This window comes from Kordiimonas sp. (assembly GCF_048264555.1).
In the GTDB taxonomy this organism is placed as follows: domain Bacteria; phylum Pseudomonadota; class Alphaproteobacteria; order Sphingomonadales; family Kordiimonadaceae; genus Kordiimonas.
Genome location: NZ_JBLXCX010000002.1, coordinates 302,436 through 321,902 on the forward strand (window position 1 = coordinate 302,436; position 19,467 = coordinate 321,902).

The following is a 19,467-nucleotide window of genomic DNA, read 5'->3' on the forward strand; positions in this document are numbered from 1 at the left end:
GTGAGCGGGCTTGATCCTGCGAATAAAAACAAAAATGAAAAAGAGATGAGTTATGTCGCTAGACCCACGGGAACAACCCGCAGGGGAGGCATCTGAGGGAAACGGCCCCAATCGGCCCGGCCCAAAGGAAAAGGCCTCACGCAGAAGGAGAAGACGGCCCCGCAAGCGGGCGTCCGAGCGCCGCGAAAATGCGGGTGCTTCCAGCGCTTCTCAAGCAGGCCCTTCCAAACAAAATCAGGCCCCAAATGGTGCGGCACCACGAGAAGGGGCCGCTGGCAATCCTGCGCAGCCTGATACGCGCCAGAAGAAGCCGGCAGACGCCACCAAACCAAACAATAATCGTCAGTTTTCAAACACTGCTACCCGTACACCTGCACCGCCGGTTCGCACGGTCTATAGCGCCATAGACCTTGGCACGAACAATTGCCGCCTGCTGATCGCGCGCCCAACCCGTGGTGGTTTCCGTGTGATTGATGCCTTCTCCCGCATCGTACGGCTTGGGGAAGGGGTCTCGAACGGGAATATGCTCTCTGAGGCAGCGATGGACCGCACGATCGAAGCCCTGAAGGTGTGTGCTGAAAAAATTGCCCGACGGAACGTAACCTGTATGCGCCATGTGGCGACGGAAGCGTGCCGTGTGGCCGACAATTCGGCGGAGTTCATCGCGCGGGTGAAACGCGAAACAGGCCTCAACCTCGATATCATCTCGGCGGGTGAGGAAGCGCGCCTTGCGGTCATGGGCTGCCAGTCGCTTATTGCGCCGGGGAACCGGCACGCCCTGGTGTTTGATATCGGTGGTGGCAGCACAGAGCTTATCTGGGTCAAGGTTTTGCCGGGCGGGCGCACGGAAATCAGCGGCTGGATGTCCATCCCGTGGGGCGTTGTTAACCTGTCTGAACACTACGGTGTTTCCGGCACCACGGTGCCGCCGGAGCAGTATAACCGCATGGTCAGCATCGTCGTTGATCACCTTCAGGCGTTTGAGGACGCGCATAGCGTGGCGGCAGTGGTGAAAAAGCGTCAGACCCAGTTTTTGGGTACGTCCGGCACGGTTACGACACTCGCGAGCCTGCACCTCAACCTGCCGCGTTATATTCGCGAGAAGGTGGATGGTGCCTGGATGAAATCGAAGGATATTCACGCCCTCTCTCGCACAGTGGCCGAGATGACCCATGAAGAACGCTCTGCCCAGCCCTGTATCGGGCCGGAGCGAGCCGACCTCGTGGTGGCGGGGTGCGCTATCCTTGAGGCCATTTTGGGCATGTGGAATGTACCGAGCCTGCGCGTCGCAGACCGGGGCATACGCGAAGGCATTTTGCGTGGTATGATGCAACTTGAGACGATGCCGGTACGGCAAGGACCACGTCGGCGCGGCAGAAATGCCGGCGGCAGGCGAAACAAGGTGAAAGCGAATGGCTAAGGGCTGGAATACTCAATCAAACACAAGAAGCCGTGCCCGCGGGGCCAAGGTGCGGGTGAAAACCGCGCGAGGCCGCAAATCTTCGTCCACCCGTTGGTTGCAGCGCCAGCTGAATGACCCTTATGTGGCCGAAGCACAGCGCCTTGGTTACAGAAGCCGCGCGGCTTTCAAGCTGCTGGAGCTGGATGAGCGGTATGAGATCATCAAGGGAGCCATGCGCATTGTTGACTTGGGCTGCGCGCCAGGGGGCTGGACACAGGTGATCACCGAACGTTGCCCGAATGGTGCGCAGGTGATTGGTATTGACCTTCAGGAAGTAGAGCCGATCCCCGGCGCCAATATCTGGGTGATGGATTTTCTTAAAGAGGGTGCTGAGGAAGAGCTGATGGCTGCTCTCGACGGCCCGGCGGATGTTGTGCTGTCGGACATGGCGAACTCAGCCACCGGTCACCGGCAAACAGACCATATGCGCACCATGGCGCTTTGCGAAGCGGCGCTTGATTTTGCCATTCGTGTATTGGCTGAAGGTGGCACCTTTGCCGCCAAAGTGTTGCAGGGCGGGTCAGATAACTCGCTGATGGATCGCATGCGCACGCACTTCCGCACAGTCAAACACGCCAAGCCACCAGCCAGCAGGCAGGACAGCAAAGAATGGTTTGTGGTCGCTCAAGGCTTCCGGCGCAACAAAAACGGCGATGATGCCGAGGCTGAAAACGAAGGCTGACAAAGGGCTTCCGTATTAGTTTTGCCTGAAAGCAAGAATCCGTTTGATTTTTACGGCGGCTTGGGGTTATTGAACGGCGAATATCTTAAACCAGGGTCGTCCCTGCAGACGTGAGGTTGGCAGGGGCATGCGCTCGCCAAGCGCCACACTGACAAGCAGGAAAGCTAATGGATATTCGCCTCGGTCTTACCTTTGACGACGTTCTTCTCGTACCAGCCGCTAGTGATGTGATGCCCGCACAAGTCGATGTGCGCACGAATATCACCAAATCAATTGAACTGAATATGCCGCTTCTGTCCGCCGCGATGGATACGGTGACCGAAGCCCCGATGGCCATAGCCATGGCGCAGGCTGGCGGTATTGGTGTTTTGCACCGCAATGTGACCGAAGAAGAACAGGCCGAGATGGTCCGTCAGGTCAAGAAATTCGAATCCGGCATGGTGGTGAACCCGCTGACCATGTTCCCGGACGAAACCCTTGCCGACGCCATGGAAATGATGACCCGCCATAAGATCTCCGGCATTCCGGTGGTGGAGCGCGGTGAAGGCCCGGGCCCCAAAAAGCTTGTGGGTATCGTAACCAACCGTGACGTACGCTTCGCAACGCAGATGGACCAGCCGGTTTCCGAGCTGATGACCCGTGAAGTGGTAACGGTGAAGGAGGGGGTTTCCTCCGACGAAGCCAAGCGGCTTTTCCACCAGCACCGCATTGAAAAACTGATCGTGGTGGACGACAGCTACCGCTGTGTAGGCCTGATCACGGTGAAAGACATGGAAAAGGCCGTTGCCAACCCGCACGCGTGTAAAGATGCGCAGGGACGGCTGCGTGTGGCGGCGGCAACCACGGTGGGTGACAAGGGTTATGAGCGCGCCGGGCTTTTGGCGGACGCTGAGTGCGACCTCATTGTGCTTGATACGGCGCATGGCCATTCATCCCGTGTGATTGAGCAGGTTGAGAAGATCAAAAAGAGCTGGGGCCATGTGCAGTTGGTTGCCGGTAACGTTGCGACCGCAGCGGCCGCAGAAGCGCTGATTGGTGCTGGCGCAGATTGTATCAAGGTTGGCATCGGGCCGGGCTCTATCTGTACGACCCGCGTGGTTGCTGGTGTTGGTGTACCGCAGCTTACCGCCGTGAGCGATGTGGCGAGTGTGGCCATCAAACACGGTATCCCGGTGATTGCAGACGGTGGTTTGCGCACATCAGGCGACGTTGCCAAAGCAATCGCAGCGGGTGCAAGCGCCTGTATGGTCGGCTCACTGCTTGCGGGTACGGAAGAAGCACCGGGTGAGGTCTTCCTCTATCAGGGCCGGTCTTATAAGGCTTACCGTGGGATGGGCAGTGTTGGCGCCATGGCGCGCGGTTCTGCTGACCGTTACTTCCAGGACGATGTGAAAGACACGCTCAAGCTGGTGCCTGAGGGTGTTGAAGGGCAGGTACCTTACAAAGGGCTTGCGGCAAACGTGCTGCATCAGCTTGTGGGTGGCTTGCGTGCCAGCATGGGCTATACGGGCAACCGCACGATTGAGGAAATGCGCAAAAACGCGAGCTTTGTGCGCATCACAAACTCCGGCCTCAAGGAAAGCCATGTTCACGACGTGACCATCACCCGTGAATCGCCCAATTACCCATCAAAATAAGGGCCAAACATGCAGCCATCGGCGCGCATTGCTGCGGGAATAGAGCTTCTTTCCCAGATTGAAGAAGCCATCACAAGCGGCGGTGCGCCAGCAGACAGGCTGGTTGCTGAGTATTTCCGGGCCCGGCGTTATGCAGGGTCCAAAGACCGGCGCGCGGTCACCGAGGCGATATATGCCATTCTCCGCATGCGGGAGCAGCTTTTGTGGGCGCTTGATGACCTCAAGTGTGAGCCGACGGCCCGCGCGCTTTTTATCCTTTACCTGCAGCGGGAAGACCCAAACCAGCTCAGCCTTTTTGGGGAAGAGGACAATAGCCACGCGCCTGATGCCTTGAGCGCGGAAGAGAATGGGCTTCTTGAGCGCGCATCAACGCTTAACTGGGATAGCGCACCCGTTCATGCCTGCGAAAATGTACCCGCGTGGGCTCTTGCGGGTTTCGAGAAACGCTTTGGGGAAGAGCTCCCCAAGGCCGCAGCTGCGCTCAATCAAACCGCCCCCCTTGATGTGCGGATCAACCGGCTGAAACGTCCGGGCGATAATTTAAATAATATTCTTAAAAATTCATCAGAACTATTTGAAAAACATATATTTTCAAATGACGGATATAGATCGGCATCCAAGGTCAATCTGGCGAATGAGAAGGCCTACCAATCAGGGCTGATAGAGGTGCAGGACGAAGCCGCGCAGGTGGCAGCCAGCCTTGTCGGTGCCCAGCCAGGCATGCAAGTGGTTGACCTTTGCGCAGGCGCGGGTGGCAAAAGCCTGGCGGTTGCACCTGATATGGAGAATAAGGGCCAGATCCACGCGTTTGATATCTCCGGCGGGCGGCTCAAGGAGCTCAGAAACCGGCTGCAACGCGCGGGTTGCCGCAACATTCAGGTTACACGGCTGGTGGCAGAGGGTGAGGGCCGGGCAACCGCACTGAGTGCGCTTGAGGGCAAGGCAGACCGGGTGATGGTTGATGTGCCGTGCTCGGGCAGTGGCACGTGGCGCAGAAGCCCTGATCAGCGCTGGCGTTTTGATGACAACAGTCTGAAAACCCTAAATAAATTACAAGGTAGCCTGCTGCGCGAAGGCGCGGGCTTAGTGAAAGCGGGCGGACGCCTCATTTACATGACCTGTTCAGTCCTGCCTGCCGAAAACGAAGATGTCGTGGAAAATTTCCTCCGTGATATGGGGGCGGGTTGGGCCCTCATCGACTATAAAACGGTGTGGGCCGAGGTGCTGAAAAATGAATGCCCTCAAACACTTGCGCTTAACCCTTTTTGTTTGCAGCTTGCGCCGCATAGCCACGGCACGGATGGGTTTTTCATCGCGGTCCTAGAACGCGCATCATAAAACCGTGGGCCTTTACCAATTGTTTGTTTTCTTGTCCTAGAGTTCACGTAAGGGGCTGGTCGCGCCAGTTGCACGCCTTATCTAAAAAGGAAGACAGGCGGCTTATTGCGCGTTATCGTCGAGAGAATAGATAGAAGTGAGGTAATACATGCGTATCCAAAAGTTGCTTGTCGCCACTGTGTTGGCAAGTGTTGTAGCTGGCCCGTCATTCGCACAAACGGCTGAAAAATATCAGGAATTATCTGAGCAGCTAGTCGCAGAAGCATCAGGCGCCATGACCTCTGAGCAGGCAAAAGAGGCGCAGGGGCTTTATGAGCGCGCGCTTGTCGCGAACCCCGCAAACATTGATGCGCTTATCGGGCTTGGTAAAGCACATGAAGCGCAAGGCCGGGTTGGCAGCGGGTTGAAATATTACCGCAAGGCGCTTGAGCTTGAGCCGAATGACAAAAATGCGCTTGAATATCAGGCACTTGCCTTCCTGAAGCGTAACCTTCGGGCGCGGGCGGAAAGCAACCGCGATAAGCTCGCGAGCCTGTGCACAGACGGCTGTAAAGAGCTTGAAGCCGTCGCTTCAGCGATTGAGGAATATAGCGCCCGCAAGGCTGATGCGAGCCTGCAATCCGAAGGGTAAGCCAGCCTACGCTTTCAAAAGCGGTTTCAAAAAAGGCGCCATTTTGGCGCCTTTTTTACGAGCTTTGGCCCGCTTCATTCGCATTTTTCCTATAAGGGTGTGGCGAAAGTGTGCGCGTTTCTGTGGCGCAGGTGTGGCGGGTTTCAGGGCGTATTTGTGTCATACTCCGCCACAGTGTGTCGTTTTACTGTGGCCGCAGTGTGTCGTGGTTTGCAATCACATGAGACCACACATAATCGGCCATTGGCGCCACGATCAGGTCTTCGGTTTCAATGAGAGGCGCCTCATCTTCCATCCGGCAAATACCGGTCCATGATGTGATGCCACCAAACTCCTGAAAGCTGACCGCAAAACTCACAGTCACCGCATAATGCTGCTCACCCTCCGTTTTACCGTTCGCATTGGTGAAACCCGTGAGCGGAAAGGCGCGCTCCGGCATGGAAGATGGGAAATATCGGCCCACAATCTGTCCGGTTGTCTCATCGACCGTATCAAACGAGATGGTCGCACCCAGATTGTTTTTCCAGTTCCCGGCAACATTGTCGCAACTAGTCGGGCTTGCCACTGCGGGCAGGGCGAAGGACGCCGCCATGAGTGCCACAGAAATAAGGTTCACTTTCACCAAATGTCTCCCCCAGTTGAAAGGTATGATGGTCAGGGCGCGCCGTCCGGTACCGTCGGAATGCTGAAGCTATAGTCAGGCACACCGAAGCCGATATCAAGATGCTTGGCGCCCATAAATTCCTTGTAGTTGATGCGGGTGCCCATATCGCCCGATGGCAAGCCAAACCCTAGTGTGGCTGCATCGCACAGGGAGGCACAAAGCACCCGGTCACCCTCTCGGTCCCGAAGCGGGAGAATGAGATATTCCGCCGTGATGCGCCTGCCGCGTTCAGACACCAGAAGGTCTTTCGCCCAGCCGCCACAGGGATGCTGAAGAAGCGCCTCATGAAAGGCGATCATGGCTTTGCCAGCCTCCGGGTCCGATACTTCCATGACATCAATGCCGGTGAGGTTTTGGTCAAACAAGGTATCAATGGCGGTGCCGCTCATACGCACATGCATGCGTCCAGGGCCATCGAGCTTGAGGATGGTCAGCATGGAGGTAAGGTCACGCAAGTCCATCAGGCTCAGGTCATGCCGGTGGGGAATGTCGCCACCGTTTTTCTCGCGCGCCTTGTGCCAGACACGATAAAAATCGTTCAGGCTTTTGGGGAGCTCAGGCCATGATGCGGGTATTTCAACCATAGACAATATTTATCGCAATCAACTTTGGGTATTTGCAAGCCAGAGTAGCAGCTTGGTTTCAAATTGCATCCAAAAACGGCTGAGGTTGGGGCTCGTTACGCTTTCGGGAACTTTTTTGATTTCAGGTAGCTCTCAAATGCCGGGAAGGCAGGCAGACCAAACCCAATATCCAGATGACAGGCATATTGTAGCTCGCTGTGTGTCATGCGGGTCCGGTGGTCAACAGGGGGCGCGGTAAAACCTTCCGCCACAGCATCCCAAAGCGATGCACACATGGTATGATCGCCATCTCTGTTTCTAAGCGGCAGCATCAGATAGCGGGCGTCAAGCCGCTTGCCATTGTCCATCGTCATCACATCATGGGCATAGCCGCCGCAAGGGTGGGTCATCAAGGCTTCATGAAAGGCCACAATGGCCTTGCTGGCCTCGGGCGCAGTTACCTCTTTCAGGTTGACCTTCGAGAGGGACCGCCCGAATACCGCGTCCACGCTTGACCCGCTAACTTTCACTCTCAATTTTCCAGGTTCTGGTACCTCGAGTATAACCAACCATGACGCCAGGCTTTTGATGTGCCGTAGGCTGAGCTGATGGCGATAAGGTACATCAGGGCCATCCCGAAGGGATTGCCAGATTTTATAAAAATGCATCAACTGGCTGGAGATGGGCGGCCAGTCTGGCGGAAGGGTATCCATAATTGCCCCGGTTATGCGATCTATCCACGCAACGATAGCAGGGCGCGTGCCATAACCCCATAAAAAACGACCCGGAACATTGCCCGGGTCGCTTGATTATTGCTTTTGCAGCATATCCTTAGCGGAAGTAACCGGGCCATTCCGCCGCGATATAGGCGAAGCTTACCCACGCCGCCACATTCTGCCGAAGCGCCACCGGGTCAACCTTATCAAGGGTGTCGTCTGCCGTGTGGTGCAGGTCAAAATAGTCGGTGCCGTCCTGCATCAGGTCCATCACCGGCATGCCCGCGCGCGCCAGTTGCCCCACATCGGGCCCGCCGCCCGCTTTACGGTCAGACCGCACCACGCCCAAGGGGCCCATAACAGTGGCCATTTTGTCCACCACATGCAGGGAGGCGGGGTTCACGTTGGACGCCAGCGCCCACACAGGTCCTGCGCCAAAATCAGATTCCGCACCAATGATATGTTTATCCATATCCTTGTCCTTATGCGCTTCGGCATATTGCCGTGCGCCAATCAGGCCAAGCTCTTCCGCGGCAAAGGCCACCACACGGATGCTGCGGTAGGGGCGGGTTTCCGAGAAGTCCTGAATAAGGTTGGCGGCGGCCATGGTGATGGCAACGCCTGCGCCGTCATCAATCGCGCCAGTGCCAAGGTCCCAGCTATCAAGGTGGGAGCCAAGGATAATCGCTTCCTCAGGCTTTTCGCGCCCCGTAATCTCACCGATCACATTGAACATCTCAACAGGCTCTTCCATCGTGGTCTGGATATCGAGGTGAACGCTTACCGCTTCCCCATAGCCCAGCATACGCACAAGCTGGTCTGCATCCGGGTTCGAAAGCGCGACAGCGGCGATTTTGGGTTGCGCTTCATCATAGGTGACGCCACCGGTGTGCGGCAGGCGGTGTGTATCTGTACCGATGGAGCGGATCATGATGGCAAGCGCACCCTTGCTTGCCGCCATGCTCGCGCCAGCACCGCGCGCTTTCACCGCCGGGCCATAACCCGCGCCGGTCCTGAAGCGTTCCATACGGTTGGAAATGAAAACAATTTTGCCTTCAACCGCGCTCCGCTCAGCGGCTTCAAGGTCTTCATAGGTGGCGAAATGCGCGATCTCAGCCGTGACACCACCCTCGGGTGTTGCGACAGATTTGCCAAGCGCTGTGATCACCAGCGGCTGCGCAAACGGTGCCACCACAGAAGCGCTTTCGCTGATCCGGGTCCATTTCGGTACCATCACCGGCTCTTTCCACACCTTGTCGAAGCCAAGTTCCTGAAATTTGGCGACGGCCCATTCTTGCGCTTCCACTTCCTTGGGGCTGGCGGCCAGCCGCGCGCCCACCTCGGTGGTGAGGGACGCGAGGATTTCATAGGCCTCATCGCTTTCAAGCGCTTTGTCGCGGATGGCTTTGGCGGTCTCTACCGTCTCATCAGCAAGCGGTGTGATCTCAGCCGCAAAGGTCTGTGCGCCCACAGCCGATACCAGAAGCGCCGCAACGGCGGCACTGGCAAACTTTGATGTCACTGTCATGTCTGTCCTCAATCGCTCAGTTTAAAATCAATTGTCTTTTTGAACCCCGGGCGGAGAGTGGCGCGGATTTGAAGGGGGGTCAAGATCGCGCGCTGATCACGAGCGCGTTATCTCCCGGTTGGTATGATGGCGCACACAAGCGGTCATACCCGCCCAAACTCGTCATGCCCGCGAAGGCGGGCATCCAGAATGGCTGAAAGTGTGCGTGCTGCTAACGGTTGCTGGACTCCCGCCTGCGCGGGAGTGACGGAGGGGAGGGATGGGGAAACACAATTTCTACCATTCAAACAGTGATAGGGCTAAACTATAGGAGACTGGTAGACGATAGGGAGGATCATCATGGCGGACGCACTCGGGAAAGTTGGTTGGCTCGATATCACGGTGGATGATGCATTGGGGCTGAAGGATTTTTATCAGGATGTGGTGGGCTGGGGTGTTGAGGCCGCCAGCATGGGCGACTATGACGACTATGTGATGATGGATAGCGCGGGTGAGGCTGTGGGCGGCATTTGCCATGCGCGCGGCGGCAACAAAGCCGTGCCGCCCGGCTGGATGCCGTATTTTACCGTGGCTTCAATGGATGACGCGCTCAGCGCAGCCGGTGCCGCAGGCGGCACGGTGGTTGATGGCCCACGCGGCGCAGGCGGCGGCACCATGGCCATCGTGCGAGACCCCGCAGGTTGTCACTTCGCGCTCTATCAAAGCTAAATCCTAGCCCTCAATCTCCGCTTTCCACTTTGTCAGTGCTTCAAGGGCGCGGCGGCTCATGGCCGGTTTGCGCTCTTTCTTGAACACTTTGCCTTCAAGCGGCGGGAAGAGGCCGAAGTTCACATTCATCGGCTGGAAGGTTTTGGCATCCGCGCCGCCAGTGATATGGCTGATCAGCGCGCCAAAAGCTGTGGTCTCCGGCGGGGTGGTGGGGGTAATGCCCTTGCGCTCGCTTGCGGCCATACGGCCCGCCATCAGGCCCATGGCGGCTGATTCCACATAGCCTTCAACGCCCGTTACTTGCCCTGCGAAGCGAAGGCGCGGGTCTGCTTTCATGCGCATCAGGCCGTCCAGCACCTTGGGGCTATTGAGGAAGGTGTTGCGGTGCAAACCACCAAGGCGGAAGAAGGTGGCATTCTCAAGCCCCGGGATTTTCTTGAAAATACGCTGCTGCTCGCCATACTTCAGCTTGGTTTGGAAACCGACCATATTATAGAGCGTGCCGAGCTTGTTATCCTGCCGAAGCTGTACCACTGCGTATGGTTTCTCGTCCCAATGCGGGCAGGTGAGGCCCACCGGTTTCATCGGCCCATAGCGCAGCGTTTCCGGCCCGCGCTCTGCCATCACCTCGATCGGCATGCAGCCTTCAAAATAGGGGGTGTCTTTCTCCCACTGTTTGAAATCTGTTTTCTCGCCGGTGTTGAGGTCATGGATGAATTCTTCATACTGGGCTTTGGTCATGGGCAGGTTGATATAGTCTGCGCCGTCCCCCTTGTCGTAGCGGCTTTGATACCAGGCGATATCGAAGTTGATGCTGTCCTTGTCCACAATCGGCGCGATGGCATCAAAAAAGGCGAGGCTGTCTTCACCGCATAACTCCAGCACAGCACTTGAAAGCGCAGGTGAGGTCAGCGGGCCGGTGGCAATGATCACATTGTCCCACTCTTTGGGCGGTAGGCCTTCAATCTCACCGCGCTCCATGGTGATGAGTGGGTGATTGTTCAGGATGCCGGTCACTTCTTCCGAGAAACCGTCCCGGTCTACCGCGAGCGCTGAGCCCGCAGGCACTTTGTGTTTTTCAGCTGCTGCCATGATGATGGAACCCAGCTGCCGCATTTCTTCATGCAGCAGCCCGACGGCGTTATTGACAGCATCGTCTGAGCGGAAAGAGTTGGAGCAGACAAGTTCGGCCAGGCCATCCGTATGGTGGGCATCGGTTTTGCGCACAGGCCGCATTTCATGGAGGATCACCGGCACGCCCATCTCTGCTGCCTGCCACGCAGCCTCGGACCCCGCGAGCCCGCCGCCGATGATGTGGATTTCCTTAAACTCGTTTGCCATGCCGCTACACCTTACATTAGCTTGTCTCATTGCGGGCTTATTTACTGGACTTGGCGCCAAGATGTAAGGGAAAAGATGCGGGATGCGTGCGCATATAAGGGGCGAGGGCAAACATAGTGCTTAAGGCACGACAGATATTTGAGCTTTTGAGCGAATGGCCGCACCGGGGCGTGGGCTCGGACGAGGAAATGGAAGCGCGTGAGATGCTCATGGCGCACCTCACCGGCGAGGTTGGCGTTGAGGTGGCGGAGGAGGGCTTCTTCACCCCAAGGTCATACCTGCCGTTTTTTTGGGCGATTGCGCTCAGCCAGTGTTTTTTCATCGCGCTCAGTGATTATGGTGCGCTTCTGATGGCGGCGGGCGGCCTGATGGTGCTCATCAGCCACCTGCGGTTCTTTGACTGGCGCGTCACGCGGCTTATATGGTTGCTGGCGCGCACCACAACCGCCAATCTGGTCGCGAAAAAAGGCACAGGGCGACGGCTGATTATCCTGATGGCGCATATTGATAGCGCACCGGCTTCCTTCGCCTATAGGCCAGAACAGGTGCCGCATTTCAAAACATCGGTGTATTTGAGCACAGGCATTATCTCGCTCGGGTTCCTTGTGCCGCTGGCGTCGCTCTCGGGCATTCATGTGCCATGGTTTGTGAAAGCGCCCATCATCCTGCTCACGCTTGGGCAGGTGGTGGTGGCGAGCCTTGATTATTGGCGCTTTGGCTATACGCCGGGCGCGAACGATAACCTCACCGGCGTGGCGGCGGCCACGGAGGTTGCCTCGCGCCTGTGGGCCAAAATGCCGGAGGATGCCGAGGTGCGGCTTGTGATCACCACAGCGGAAGAGGCGGGCATGCTGGGCGCACAGCATTATTGGGAGCAGCACCATGAGGAACTTAAGGCGCGCGACACCCATGTGCTGAACTTTGATACCGTGGGGTTTGGTCAGCTTTCCTATGTGGTGGAAAGTGGTGGTTTTACCGCCGTGTATTATGGTGGCGCGTTACCAAAGGCCGCGCATGCGCTCACGCGGCTGAACAAGCGTTTTGAAGGGGTGAAGGAAGCCAAGCATCACGTGGGTGATTTCGACAGTGTGTGGTTCTGCCGTGATGGTATCTCATCGCTCACCATCGCGGCCTATGACGAGGGTGGCATGATGCCGCATATCCACACTATGGAAGACAAGGCCGAGCATCTAACGCTTGAGGTGATGGACGAGGCCGTGGCTTTTGGCGAGGCTGTGGTTCGCACCCTGCCCAAACGATAAAACGTCAAGAAGAAGGAGACAACGACATGCGCGCAGAGGATATCCTGAATTTCTGGTTTACTGAAATTGATGAGAAGAGCTGGTGGGTTAAGTCGAAAGACTTTGACGATGTGATCCGTCGCCGTTTCCTCAAGGTTTATGAAGCTGGCGTGCGCTGTGAGCTCGCCCATTGGCGGGATAGCATCCGTGGCCGCCTGGCCGAGATCATTGTGCTTGACCAGTTCCCGCGCAATATGTTCCGCGATGATGCGCGCGCCTTTCAGGCAGACCCGCTCGCGCTGATGCTAAGCCAGGAAGCGGTGCGGGCCGGGGGATACAAAGGCTGGCCAGCCACATGGCGCGCGTTTCTTTTCATGCCTTATATGCACAGTGAAAGCGCGCGTGTGCAGGAAGACTGCATCAAACTGTTTGAAGGGCCGGGACTGGAAGAAAACCTTGATTTTGCTCATCGTCACAAGGCGATTATTGACCGGTTTGGCCGCTACCCGCACCGGAATGAAGCTTTGGGCCGTATGAGCACGCCAGAAGAGCTTGCCTTCCTCAAGGAGCCGGGAAGCAGTTTTTAGGCCTTGATTTGGCCGGGAAACTTCCCAGATTGAAAGACAATGAGGCCACGTCCTCGACCATTATGATCGCGATTAATGGGGTTATGCCCGGGACGGCCCGGCACTTTGTAAAAGGAGTGCCTGTCATGGCATGGATTCTATTGTTGATTGCCGGTGTTCTTGAGGTCGTCTGGGCCTATTTCATGAAACAGTCTGAGGGTTTCACTCGACTGGTACCAACAGGCATTATGACCGTTGCCATGGTGGCGAGTTTTGGCCTTCTGGCTCTTGCAATGCGGAGCCTGCCGCTTGGTACCGCCTATGCGGTATGGACCGGCATTGGCGCGATAGGGGCATTTGTGGTGGGGGTCGTGATCCTTGATGAGCACATCAATGTGGGGCGAATACTGGGGGTGACGCTGATTGTCGCGGGGCTTGTGGTGCTGAAACTATCGACGAGCGCGGATGCCGCCTAGGGGAGAGGGTCAGGTTTCATGCCTGCTTCAACATAGATGCGGGCGCGGTAGCTGGCCCAGATCTCGTTATACGCGCCATTGTCGCGGATTTTATCAAGCGCGGTGTCAAAGGCGTCGCACATTTCCTGATCATGGAAGCGCGCCACATAGTGGCTGGCGGGCATGATTTCATGGGTATCCAGCGCCATATATTCACCGGTACGGTCAAGGTGGCGTTTTTGCGCGAGGCGCAATATCCAGTTATCCCCCACGGCCACATCAAAACGCCCTTTGTAGAGGAGGGAGATATGCGTGCCCTGATCAGCGCTTTCCGTATAGCGGCGGGAGCCTTTCACAGCCTCTGAGAAGGTTTCACCCAAATACCGGGTGGCCCCGGAGAATGAGATCACCGCGAAATTCGAAAGATCTTCCAGCGAATTCACCACAAGGCGCCGCTCTCCCACCGTGAGCGCTACATTCTGGTGTTCGATATACCATTTGGTGGCGCAGCCGACGTTCGAAGCTTTCACATTCTGGGTCAGAATGCCGTCTAGCTGGTTGTCTTCAAAAGCCGAGATCATGCGGATGCGCGGCAACTGCACAAATTCGATGCCATAATGGCTTTCCTTGAAGACAGCTTTGATGAGGTCGATCTCGATCCCTGATTCTGCATTTTCATAGACATAGGGCGGGAGGAAATGCCGCGTGGCAACACGCACAATTTTTTCAGGCTTAGGCTGGGCGTATGCCGATGTGCTCACAAATGCCGCAAAAGTCGCAAAAACTAGCGCTATAATTGCATGGTGCGTGATGACTTTTCTGAGGAGCAGCGGCGTCAAGGTTTTGTCTTTCCCTGTGTCATGGTGGCCGCTGGTGCGGGCCTTCAACTTAAAACATTCTGCATCATGGCAGGTTTAAGTAAATAAAGTCCTACGCCCAATCTAGGCAGATGCGGTCATTTCCACAAGCGTTGAAAAATAAATAAACCGAGACCGACAACACTGCGGGGCAGCATTGTCGGCTTATTGACTTCTGTAATCCTTTGAAATCAGGACGATGAACGGTTCAGTATCTTACCGCTTGGGTAGGTGATGCGGTATTCATGGTGAATTTCCCAAACCTCACCGGGGGCTAGCTCTTTTTGCCAGGCAATAACACCGGCTTTACCGTCTTTGTCGTTTACACTTGCGGGTGTTGAGTCCTTGAGGATTTCAACTTTCACGTCTTCATGTGCGGAGACAGGCAGACGGTCTGTCACTTCAACTGTGGCGGCTTTATCGCGCTCGTTGGTGATGCGGTAAACCAGCTTCTCTTCCACCACATTTTTCTTTGAGATAAAGCCGGTGTCACCATCGCGGGACGGTATGGTGATAGTCTCTACCTTGATGCCGCTGTCGGCACCAAAGGGCAGGGAAGTCTTCTCACCCGGCACAAGGCGCGGCCAGCGGCCTTTGCCCGCATAATAACCGTCCCGGCTTAGCCGTGCGGTTACATTATCGAGCCGTGGCAGTCCTTCAAGCGTGACATCAGCGTAAACATAAGCGTTTTTCGCGTCAAAACGAGGTGTTACGCGGGTGATGATATCTGCACCCAAGTTAACTTCATCCATCTTGAACTGCTGCGGTGTGCCAGATGTGGGCACATCGGCCAACGTGTTGATAGTGAACTCCATGTCATAGGTGGTGGCGCTTTGGCTTGCACCAAATGACGCCATCTCGAGCCGGTCGCCATCGGCTTTGCGTGCCGCCATGGGCGCGGGCATTACCCGTTCCATCTGGTCGGCATAATATTCTTCACGGTCTCGTGGGCGCAGGAACTCAGGTGTCATCTCAGGTGCGGCAATGGTCCATGACGGGCGCGCCGTTGAAAGGCTGAGCCTCACATCATCCCATGCTTCACCGCTTGATTGCGCAACCTCAGCCTTAAGCGCTATATCGGCGCGCTTTGCATCGCTCTTGAGGTCAGCTTCCGTGGTGATACCCCAGCGCGCGCTGCCAACAAGATAGCTGACATCAAAAGAATAATCGCCGCTTTTGGGGACGCGCACGGTGATAACCGCGTCATAGCTTTGGTCGCTGCCACCTCCAAGGGAGCCAAACTCGCGCTCAAGCGCTCGCACAAGCTCGCTTTGCTCGATGCGGGTGAGCACAAGGGCTTCCTTGTCGCTCATCAGCTTTGCCGAGGTGTCACCAATAAACTCAAGCGCCGCCTGCCAGGATTTGGGATCGCCTGCCGTGTTGCCGCCGCCAATGCCTTGCAGATAGGCAAGGCGCATGTCGATGGCTTTGATTTTATTCTCGGTTGCTGCAAGCTCGGCCCGTGCTGCCTTCAGCCGGTCGATGAGCGCGGCCTGCGCGCCCGTGTAACCCTGCGGCATATAGCTGAGCTTGTTTCTCACACCACCAACCTCAACGCCGTCAGCGCGGGCATGGATGCCATAGTTTTCATCAAGGCGGGAGGTCAGCCCCATAAGGGTGATTGTATGCTCGCCTGGCGGCAGGGTCAGGTCCCCCTCACGGTGCACAACCGCGCCGCCGCTTTGGTATACGGTGACCGCGTTAATGGGGGCGGTTAGCGTAAAATCGTCTGCCTGCGCGGCAGGTACGGCAAAAATTGCGAGAAACGGAAGCACAGAGAGTTGCGGTTTCATAGTCACCCCATAAGTTGGTGTTCTATCCCGGTAATTATGTGTTTCGGGATCATCTTGTTTTCACCTAATGCCAGACGGCATCTGAATGCCAGATGAAGCATATAATCATGTTAACTTCATGGCAGGGGCGTGCGGGTTAGCCAAGCGCCTTGCGCACGCTGGGCAGGATACGGCGGCTTACGGGCACAGTTTCCCCTGTGGTGAGGATAAGCTGTGCGCCAGAGGCTTCGCGCTCAAGCGCCCGAATGAAGGTGGTGTTCACAAGATAAGAGCGGTGCACCCGCAGGAAGGTGCCGGGCAGCTCGGCTTCCATCTCACTGAGGCTTTGGCTGTGGAGCACCGGCGCCCGCCCTTTCACCGCCAACTCAACATAATCACCAGCCCCTTTACAGAAGGCGATGTCGCTTGTGGCGATGAATTCGACCTTGCCCGCGCTGGTGATCTTGATATTGCTGGGGCTCTCGCGTTCCCGGCTTTCATCCAGAATGACCTGAAGTTTGTCTGCGCGGGCTTGCTCCCGTGCCCGCAGGCGCCTCTCGCGCTGATGATCTCTGATCTCGCCCGCGAACAGAAACATCAGAAGCCCCGCCACACAGTAATAAAAATAGGTATCCAGAAAACGGGTTGGTGCAAAAATGATCAGGCTACAGAAAAGAAACAGGGCAACCGCATAGCCACCCGCGTGTTTCACGCCGCGTGTGGCCGCATAGGCTGCGATTAGCATGGCAAAAAGGCTTGGCACAAAAAGCGCCATTGAGCTTTTGGGGTCAAAGCCGTCAACAAGGAACAACACGGCGGCATACACCAAGAGTGAAACACCGGCGATGGCGGCGCGCGGTTTTGGGGCAAAGCGCGCCAGCACATGCAGGAAGAGAGATGCGCCGGTGGCGATAGCAAACGCGAGGATCAGCACCAGCCTGATATCATGAAAGGGGTATGTATAGGGCGTTAGCCCCCGCGATACTTCGGCAATTAATTGCCCGGCCGAGAAGAGGGCAGTGAGCGGCACAAGAAGTCGCGCACCATACTCGCGCCGCCTGATAGCCAGCACGCCGAAATAAAGCGCCCCCAGCACGAGAATGCCGAGCGGCAGCAATGACGGCATGTAATCCCGCAAGATGGCATCTGACGGGTCGCTATAGGCAGTTATGCCGATAAAATGAATGGGGGAAACCAGATCAAGATAGCCATGATGGCCGGACATGTGAATGGTGACCGCGTTTTCACCCGCCTTCAATAACCCCGTGGGTATGGGGAACACCGCATCCATGCGGCCGGGTATTTCATCTGCCTCAGAGAAAGCCGGGGTGCCGTTGCTGCCGATAAGCTGGCCGTTGATCCATGCGCGGCTTGATGCTTTGGCCGAAATAAAGAGCCCGAGCGGGTGTGTGCTCTCAACCATTGCAGGCGTGATGTTGACCGTCGTACGGAACCAGACCTCACGTTTGTGTGGGCTGACAAGCCGACCGTTCATGGTCGTGCATTCACCCTCAGTAAAGCTTGGTGGTGTGCTTAAGGCCTGCTCTGGCTCGCAAACCATAACCGCGCCGATATTGATATGGGCAAATTCCTGCGCAGTGAGGGGTTTGTTGCCCCCGACCAGCAGGGCGAGCCAGACGATCATAATGACCTGAAGGTTTTTCATGCTCCAGCAATCCACTTTTCACGCTCAGAAATCAATACCGCTCACAGACCGGTATCGACCGTTCACCGATAAGCGCATGAAAATATGAGGAAAATTTCCCACGTTAGGCTCAGTTGATGTTTGATGTGGAGATTAAGATGAAAAAAATAGTCACGACAGTTTTGGGCCTTGGGCTTCTGGGCAGTGCAGCATATGCGGCACCGGCTGAAGAAGCTTTTACCTTTGAGGAGCGGGGTGGTGCTGCGGTGGAGGCTTACCGCGGCAGCATTCAGGTGCGGGAGAACCGCAACAACCCCGACAGCCGGATGATCCCGATCAGCTATGTGCGGTTCCCCGCGACAGGGGAGCACAAGGCCCCGCCGATTATCTATCTGGCCGGTGGGCCGGGCGGCTCTGGCGTGGCGACGGCAAAATACCGCCGGTTCAAGATGTTCATGGCCATGCGGGCTTATGGTGACGTGATCGCGCTGGACCAGCGCGGCACCGGGGCCTCAAACATATTGCCGGAATGCACATCCAGCCAGACTGCGCCAACAACCGAGCGTGTCTCTGACGCAGACTATATTGCTATAGAGAGGGCGGCATTTAAGGAGTGCCTGGCCTTCTGGCGCGCGGAAGGTGTTGATGTTGAAGGCTATAATACGGTTGAGAACGTGCGGGATGTCGACGCGCTGCGCGAGCATTTGGGCGCGGAGAAGGTCGTGCTGTGGGGCACGTCATACGGCAGCCATCTTGCCTTCGCGGCGCTCAAGCAGATGGGCGACCGGATAGAGAAGGTTGTGCTTTCGAGTGCGGAGGGGCTTGACCAGACCATCAAGCTGCCTGCGCTCACGGACCGGTATTTCGATCGTTTGCAGGCGGTGGTGGACCAGCAGCCCGCGCTGCAGGCGGTGTATGGGGACATCAAAGGGCTGATGCGGCGGGTGCATGCGAGGCTGGAGGGTGAGCCCGTGCTTTTGCATGTGAAGCTGAAGGACGGCAGCGTGCGGGATTATCTTTTCCAGCGGCGTGATATGCAGCGCCTGGCGTCCGCGATGGTGTCAGACCCATGGGGCGTGAAACGGCTGCTCGCGCTCTATCTGGCGCTTGATAACGGCGTTACCGCGCCTTTTGAGGCGATGCTGGGGCAGTGGTTCACGCCAGGTGAGCCTATCAAGCTTGATGCCATGTCCAACCTGATGGATGTTGCGTCAGGCATGAGCGAGAAGCGTCGCAGTCTCGTGAAAGCACAAGCAAAGGACGCCCTTCTGGGGGATTGGCTCAATTTCACCTATCACTATGACGGTATCGCGCCAGAGCTGGACCTTGGTGATGCCTTCCGCGCCGGGCCGGTGAGCGATGTGCCCGTGCTTCTGTTCAGCGGCACGCTGGATGGCCGTACCTATCTCGAGGGGCAGCGCGAGGCGACCTCAGGGCTTGGAAACCTGACCCATGTGATTGTGGAAAATGCCGGGCATAACCTCTTTATGTCGTCTGCTGAAGTGCAGGAAGCGATCAACCATTTTATGGAAGGCAAGCCGCAGCCAAGAAGCGTGATCACGCTTGGACTTCCAGACCTTTCGCCACCTCAACAATAAGGAACATCAATAAGGAAACTTCTGTCATGCCCGCGCGAGGCGGGCATCCAGTTGCCATCGCGA

Annotated in this window: 18 protein-coding genes; 10 read left to right on the forward strand and 8 right to left on the reverse strand. The window is 56.7% G+C overall.

What is annotated here, in order from left to right:
- The first annotated feature begins 52 nt into the window (after positions 1–52).
- The 5 genes from ACN0XZ_RS06510 (at position 53) to ACN0XZ_RS06530 (ending at position 5,750) form a co-directional block, all read left to right on the forward strand.
- Entirely contained in the window at positions 53–1,420 is a 1,368-nt protein-coding gene (locus ACN0XZ_RS06510; RefSeq protein ID WP_417456923.1) for a Ppx/GppA phosphatase family protein, read from the forward strand.
- The gene (locus tag ACN0XZ_RS06515; protein WP_417456924.1) at positions 1,413–2,144 is read left to right on the forward strand and encodes an RlmE family RNA methyltransferase; all 732 of its coding nucleotides are present in this window, start codon (positions 1,413–1,415) and stop codon (positions 2,142–2,144) included. The genes ACN0XZ_RS06510 and ACN0XZ_RS06515 overlap by 8 nt, the downstream gene beginning before the upstream one ends.
- A gap of 167 nt (positions 2,145–2,311) precedes the next feature.
- Positions 2,312–3,781 (forward strand): IMP dehydrogenase, encoded by a 1,470-nt coding sequence (gene guaB, locus ACN0XZ_RS06520; protein WP_417456925.1) that lies wholly within the window; start codon positions 2,312–2,314, stop codon positions 3,779–3,781.
- Between the two features lie 9 nt (positions 3,782–3,790).
- Complete coding sequence (locus ACN0XZ_RS06525; protein WP_417456926.1) at positions 3,791–5,119, forward strand: RsmB/NOP family class I SAM-dependent RNA methyltransferase; 1,329 nt, start codon at positions 3,791–3,793, stop codon at positions 5,117–5,119.
- 148 nt (positions 5,120–5,267) lie between these two features.
- Positions 5,268–5,750 carry a tetratricopeptide repeat protein gene (locus ACN0XZ_RS06530; protein ID WP_417456927.1) on the forward strand — a complete coding sequence of 161 codons (483 nt, stop codon included), beginning with the start codon at positions 5,268–5,270 and terminating at the stop codon, positions 5,748–5,750.
- A gap of 184 nt (positions 5,751–5,934) precedes the next feature.
- On the opposite strand, the gene ACN0XZ_RS06535 is transcribed toward ACN0XZ_RS06530, so the two are convergent.
- The 4 genes from ACN0XZ_RS06535 to ACN0XZ_RS06550 form a co-directional block, all read right to left on the reverse strand.
- Positions 5,935–6,372: an avidin/streptavidin family protein gene (locus ACN0XZ_RS06535; protein ID WP_417456928.1), complete on the reverse strand. Its 438-nt coding sequence runs from the start codon at positions 6,370–6,372 to the stop codon at positions 5,935–5,937.
- Between the two features lie 32 nt (positions 6,373–6,404).
- On the reverse strand, positions 6,405–6,998 hold the full coding sequence (locus ACN0XZ_RS06540; protein ID WP_417456929.1) for a PAS domain-containing protein: 594 nt from the start codon (positions 6,996–6,998) through the stop codon (positions 6,405–6,407).
- A gap of 95 nt (positions 6,999–7,093) precedes the next feature.
- Complete coding sequence (locus ACN0XZ_RS06545; RefSeq protein WP_417456930.1) at positions 7,094–7,690, reverse strand: PAS domain-containing protein; 597 nt, start codon at positions 7,688–7,690, stop codon at positions 7,094–7,096.
- 118 nt (positions 7,691–7,808) lie between these two features.
- Entirely contained in the window at positions 7,809–9,221 is a 1,413-nt protein-coding gene (locus tag ACN0XZ_RS06550) for a M20/M25/M40 family metallo-hydrolase (protein ID WP_417456931.1), read from the reverse strand.
- A gap of 339 nt (positions 9,222–9,560) precedes the next feature.
- On the opposite strand from ACN0XZ_RS06550, the gene ACN0XZ_RS06555 reads away from it, so the two are divergent.
- On the forward strand, positions 9,561–9,929 hold the full coding sequence (locus ACN0XZ_RS06555; RefSeq protein WP_417456932.1) for a VOC family protein: 369 nt from the start codon (positions 9,561–9,563) through the stop codon (positions 9,927–9,929).
- 3 nt (positions 9,930–9,932) lie between these two features.
- Here ACN0XZ_RS06555 and trmFO read toward each other — a convergent pair whose 3' ends face one another.
- Positions 9,933–11,270 carry a methylenetetrahydrofolate--tRNA-(uracil(54)-C(5))-methyltransferase (FADH(2)-oxidizing) TrmFO gene (trmFO, locus tag ACN0XZ_RS06560; RefSeq protein WP_417456933.1) on the reverse strand — a complete coding sequence of 446 codons (1,338 nt, stop codon included), beginning with the start codon at positions 11,268–11,270 and terminating at the stop codon, positions 9,933–9,935.
- Positions 11,271–11,386: 116 nt separating this feature from the next.
- Between trmFO and ACN0XZ_RS06565 the strand changes: the two genes are divergently transcribed.
- From ACN0XZ_RS06565 to ACN0XZ_RS06575, 3 genes are all read left to right on the forward strand, one after another.
- On the forward strand, positions 11,387–12,532 hold the full coding sequence (locus ACN0XZ_RS06565) for a M28 family metallopeptidase (RefSeq protein WP_417456934.1): 1,146 nt from the start codon (positions 11,387–11,389) through the stop codon (positions 12,530–12,532).
- A 26-nt stretch (positions 12,533–12,558) separates the two neighbouring features.
- On the forward strand, positions 12,559–13,098 hold the full coding sequence (locus tag ACN0XZ_RS06570; protein ID WP_417456935.1) for a DUF924 family protein: 540 nt from the start codon (positions 12,559–12,561) through the stop codon (positions 13,096–13,098).
- A 125-nt stretch (positions 13,099–13,223) separates the two neighbouring features.
- Positions 13,224–13,553 carry a DMT family transporter gene (locus tag ACN0XZ_RS06575; RefSeq protein ID WP_417456936.1) on the forward strand — a complete coding sequence of 110 codons (330 nt, stop codon included), beginning with the start codon at positions 13,224–13,226 and terminating at the stop codon, positions 13,551–13,553.
- Here ACN0XZ_RS06575 and ACN0XZ_RS06580 read toward each other — a convergent pair.
- The 3 genes from ACN0XZ_RS06580 to ACN0XZ_RS06590 form a co-directional block, all read right to left on the reverse strand.
- The gene (locus ACN0XZ_RS06580) at positions 13,550–14,293 is read right to left on the reverse strand and encodes a substrate-binding periplasmic protein (RefSeq protein WP_417456937.1); all 744 of its coding nucleotides are present in this window, start codon (positions 14,291–14,293) and stop codon (positions 13,550–13,552) included. The two genes, ACN0XZ_RS06575 and ACN0XZ_RS06580, sit on opposite strands and share 4 nt — an antisense overlap.
- A 287-nt stretch (positions 14,294–14,580) precedes the next feature.
- On the reverse strand, positions 14,581–16,182 hold the full coding sequence (locus ACN0XZ_RS06585; protein WP_417456938.1) for a DUF4139 domain-containing protein: 1,602 nt from the start codon (positions 16,180–16,182) through the stop codon (positions 14,581–14,583).
- Positions 16,183–16,318: 136 nt separating this feature from the next.
- Positions 16,319–17,827, reverse strand: a complete 1,509-nt coding sequence (locus ACN0XZ_RS06590) for a LytTR family transcriptional regulator DNA-binding domain-containing protein (protein WP_417456939.1) — start codon at positions 17,825–17,827, stop codon at positions 16,319–16,321.
- A gap of 137 nt (positions 17,828–17,964) precedes the next feature.
- Between ACN0XZ_RS06590 and ACN0XZ_RS06595 the strand changes: the two genes are divergently transcribed.
- Positions 17,965–19,404: an alpha/beta hydrolase gene (locus tag ACN0XZ_RS06595; RefSeq protein WP_417456940.1), complete on the forward strand. Its 1,440-nt coding sequence runs from the start codon at positions 17,965–17,967 to the stop codon at positions 19,402–19,404.
- Positions 19,405–19,467 lie beyond the last annotated feature (63 nt).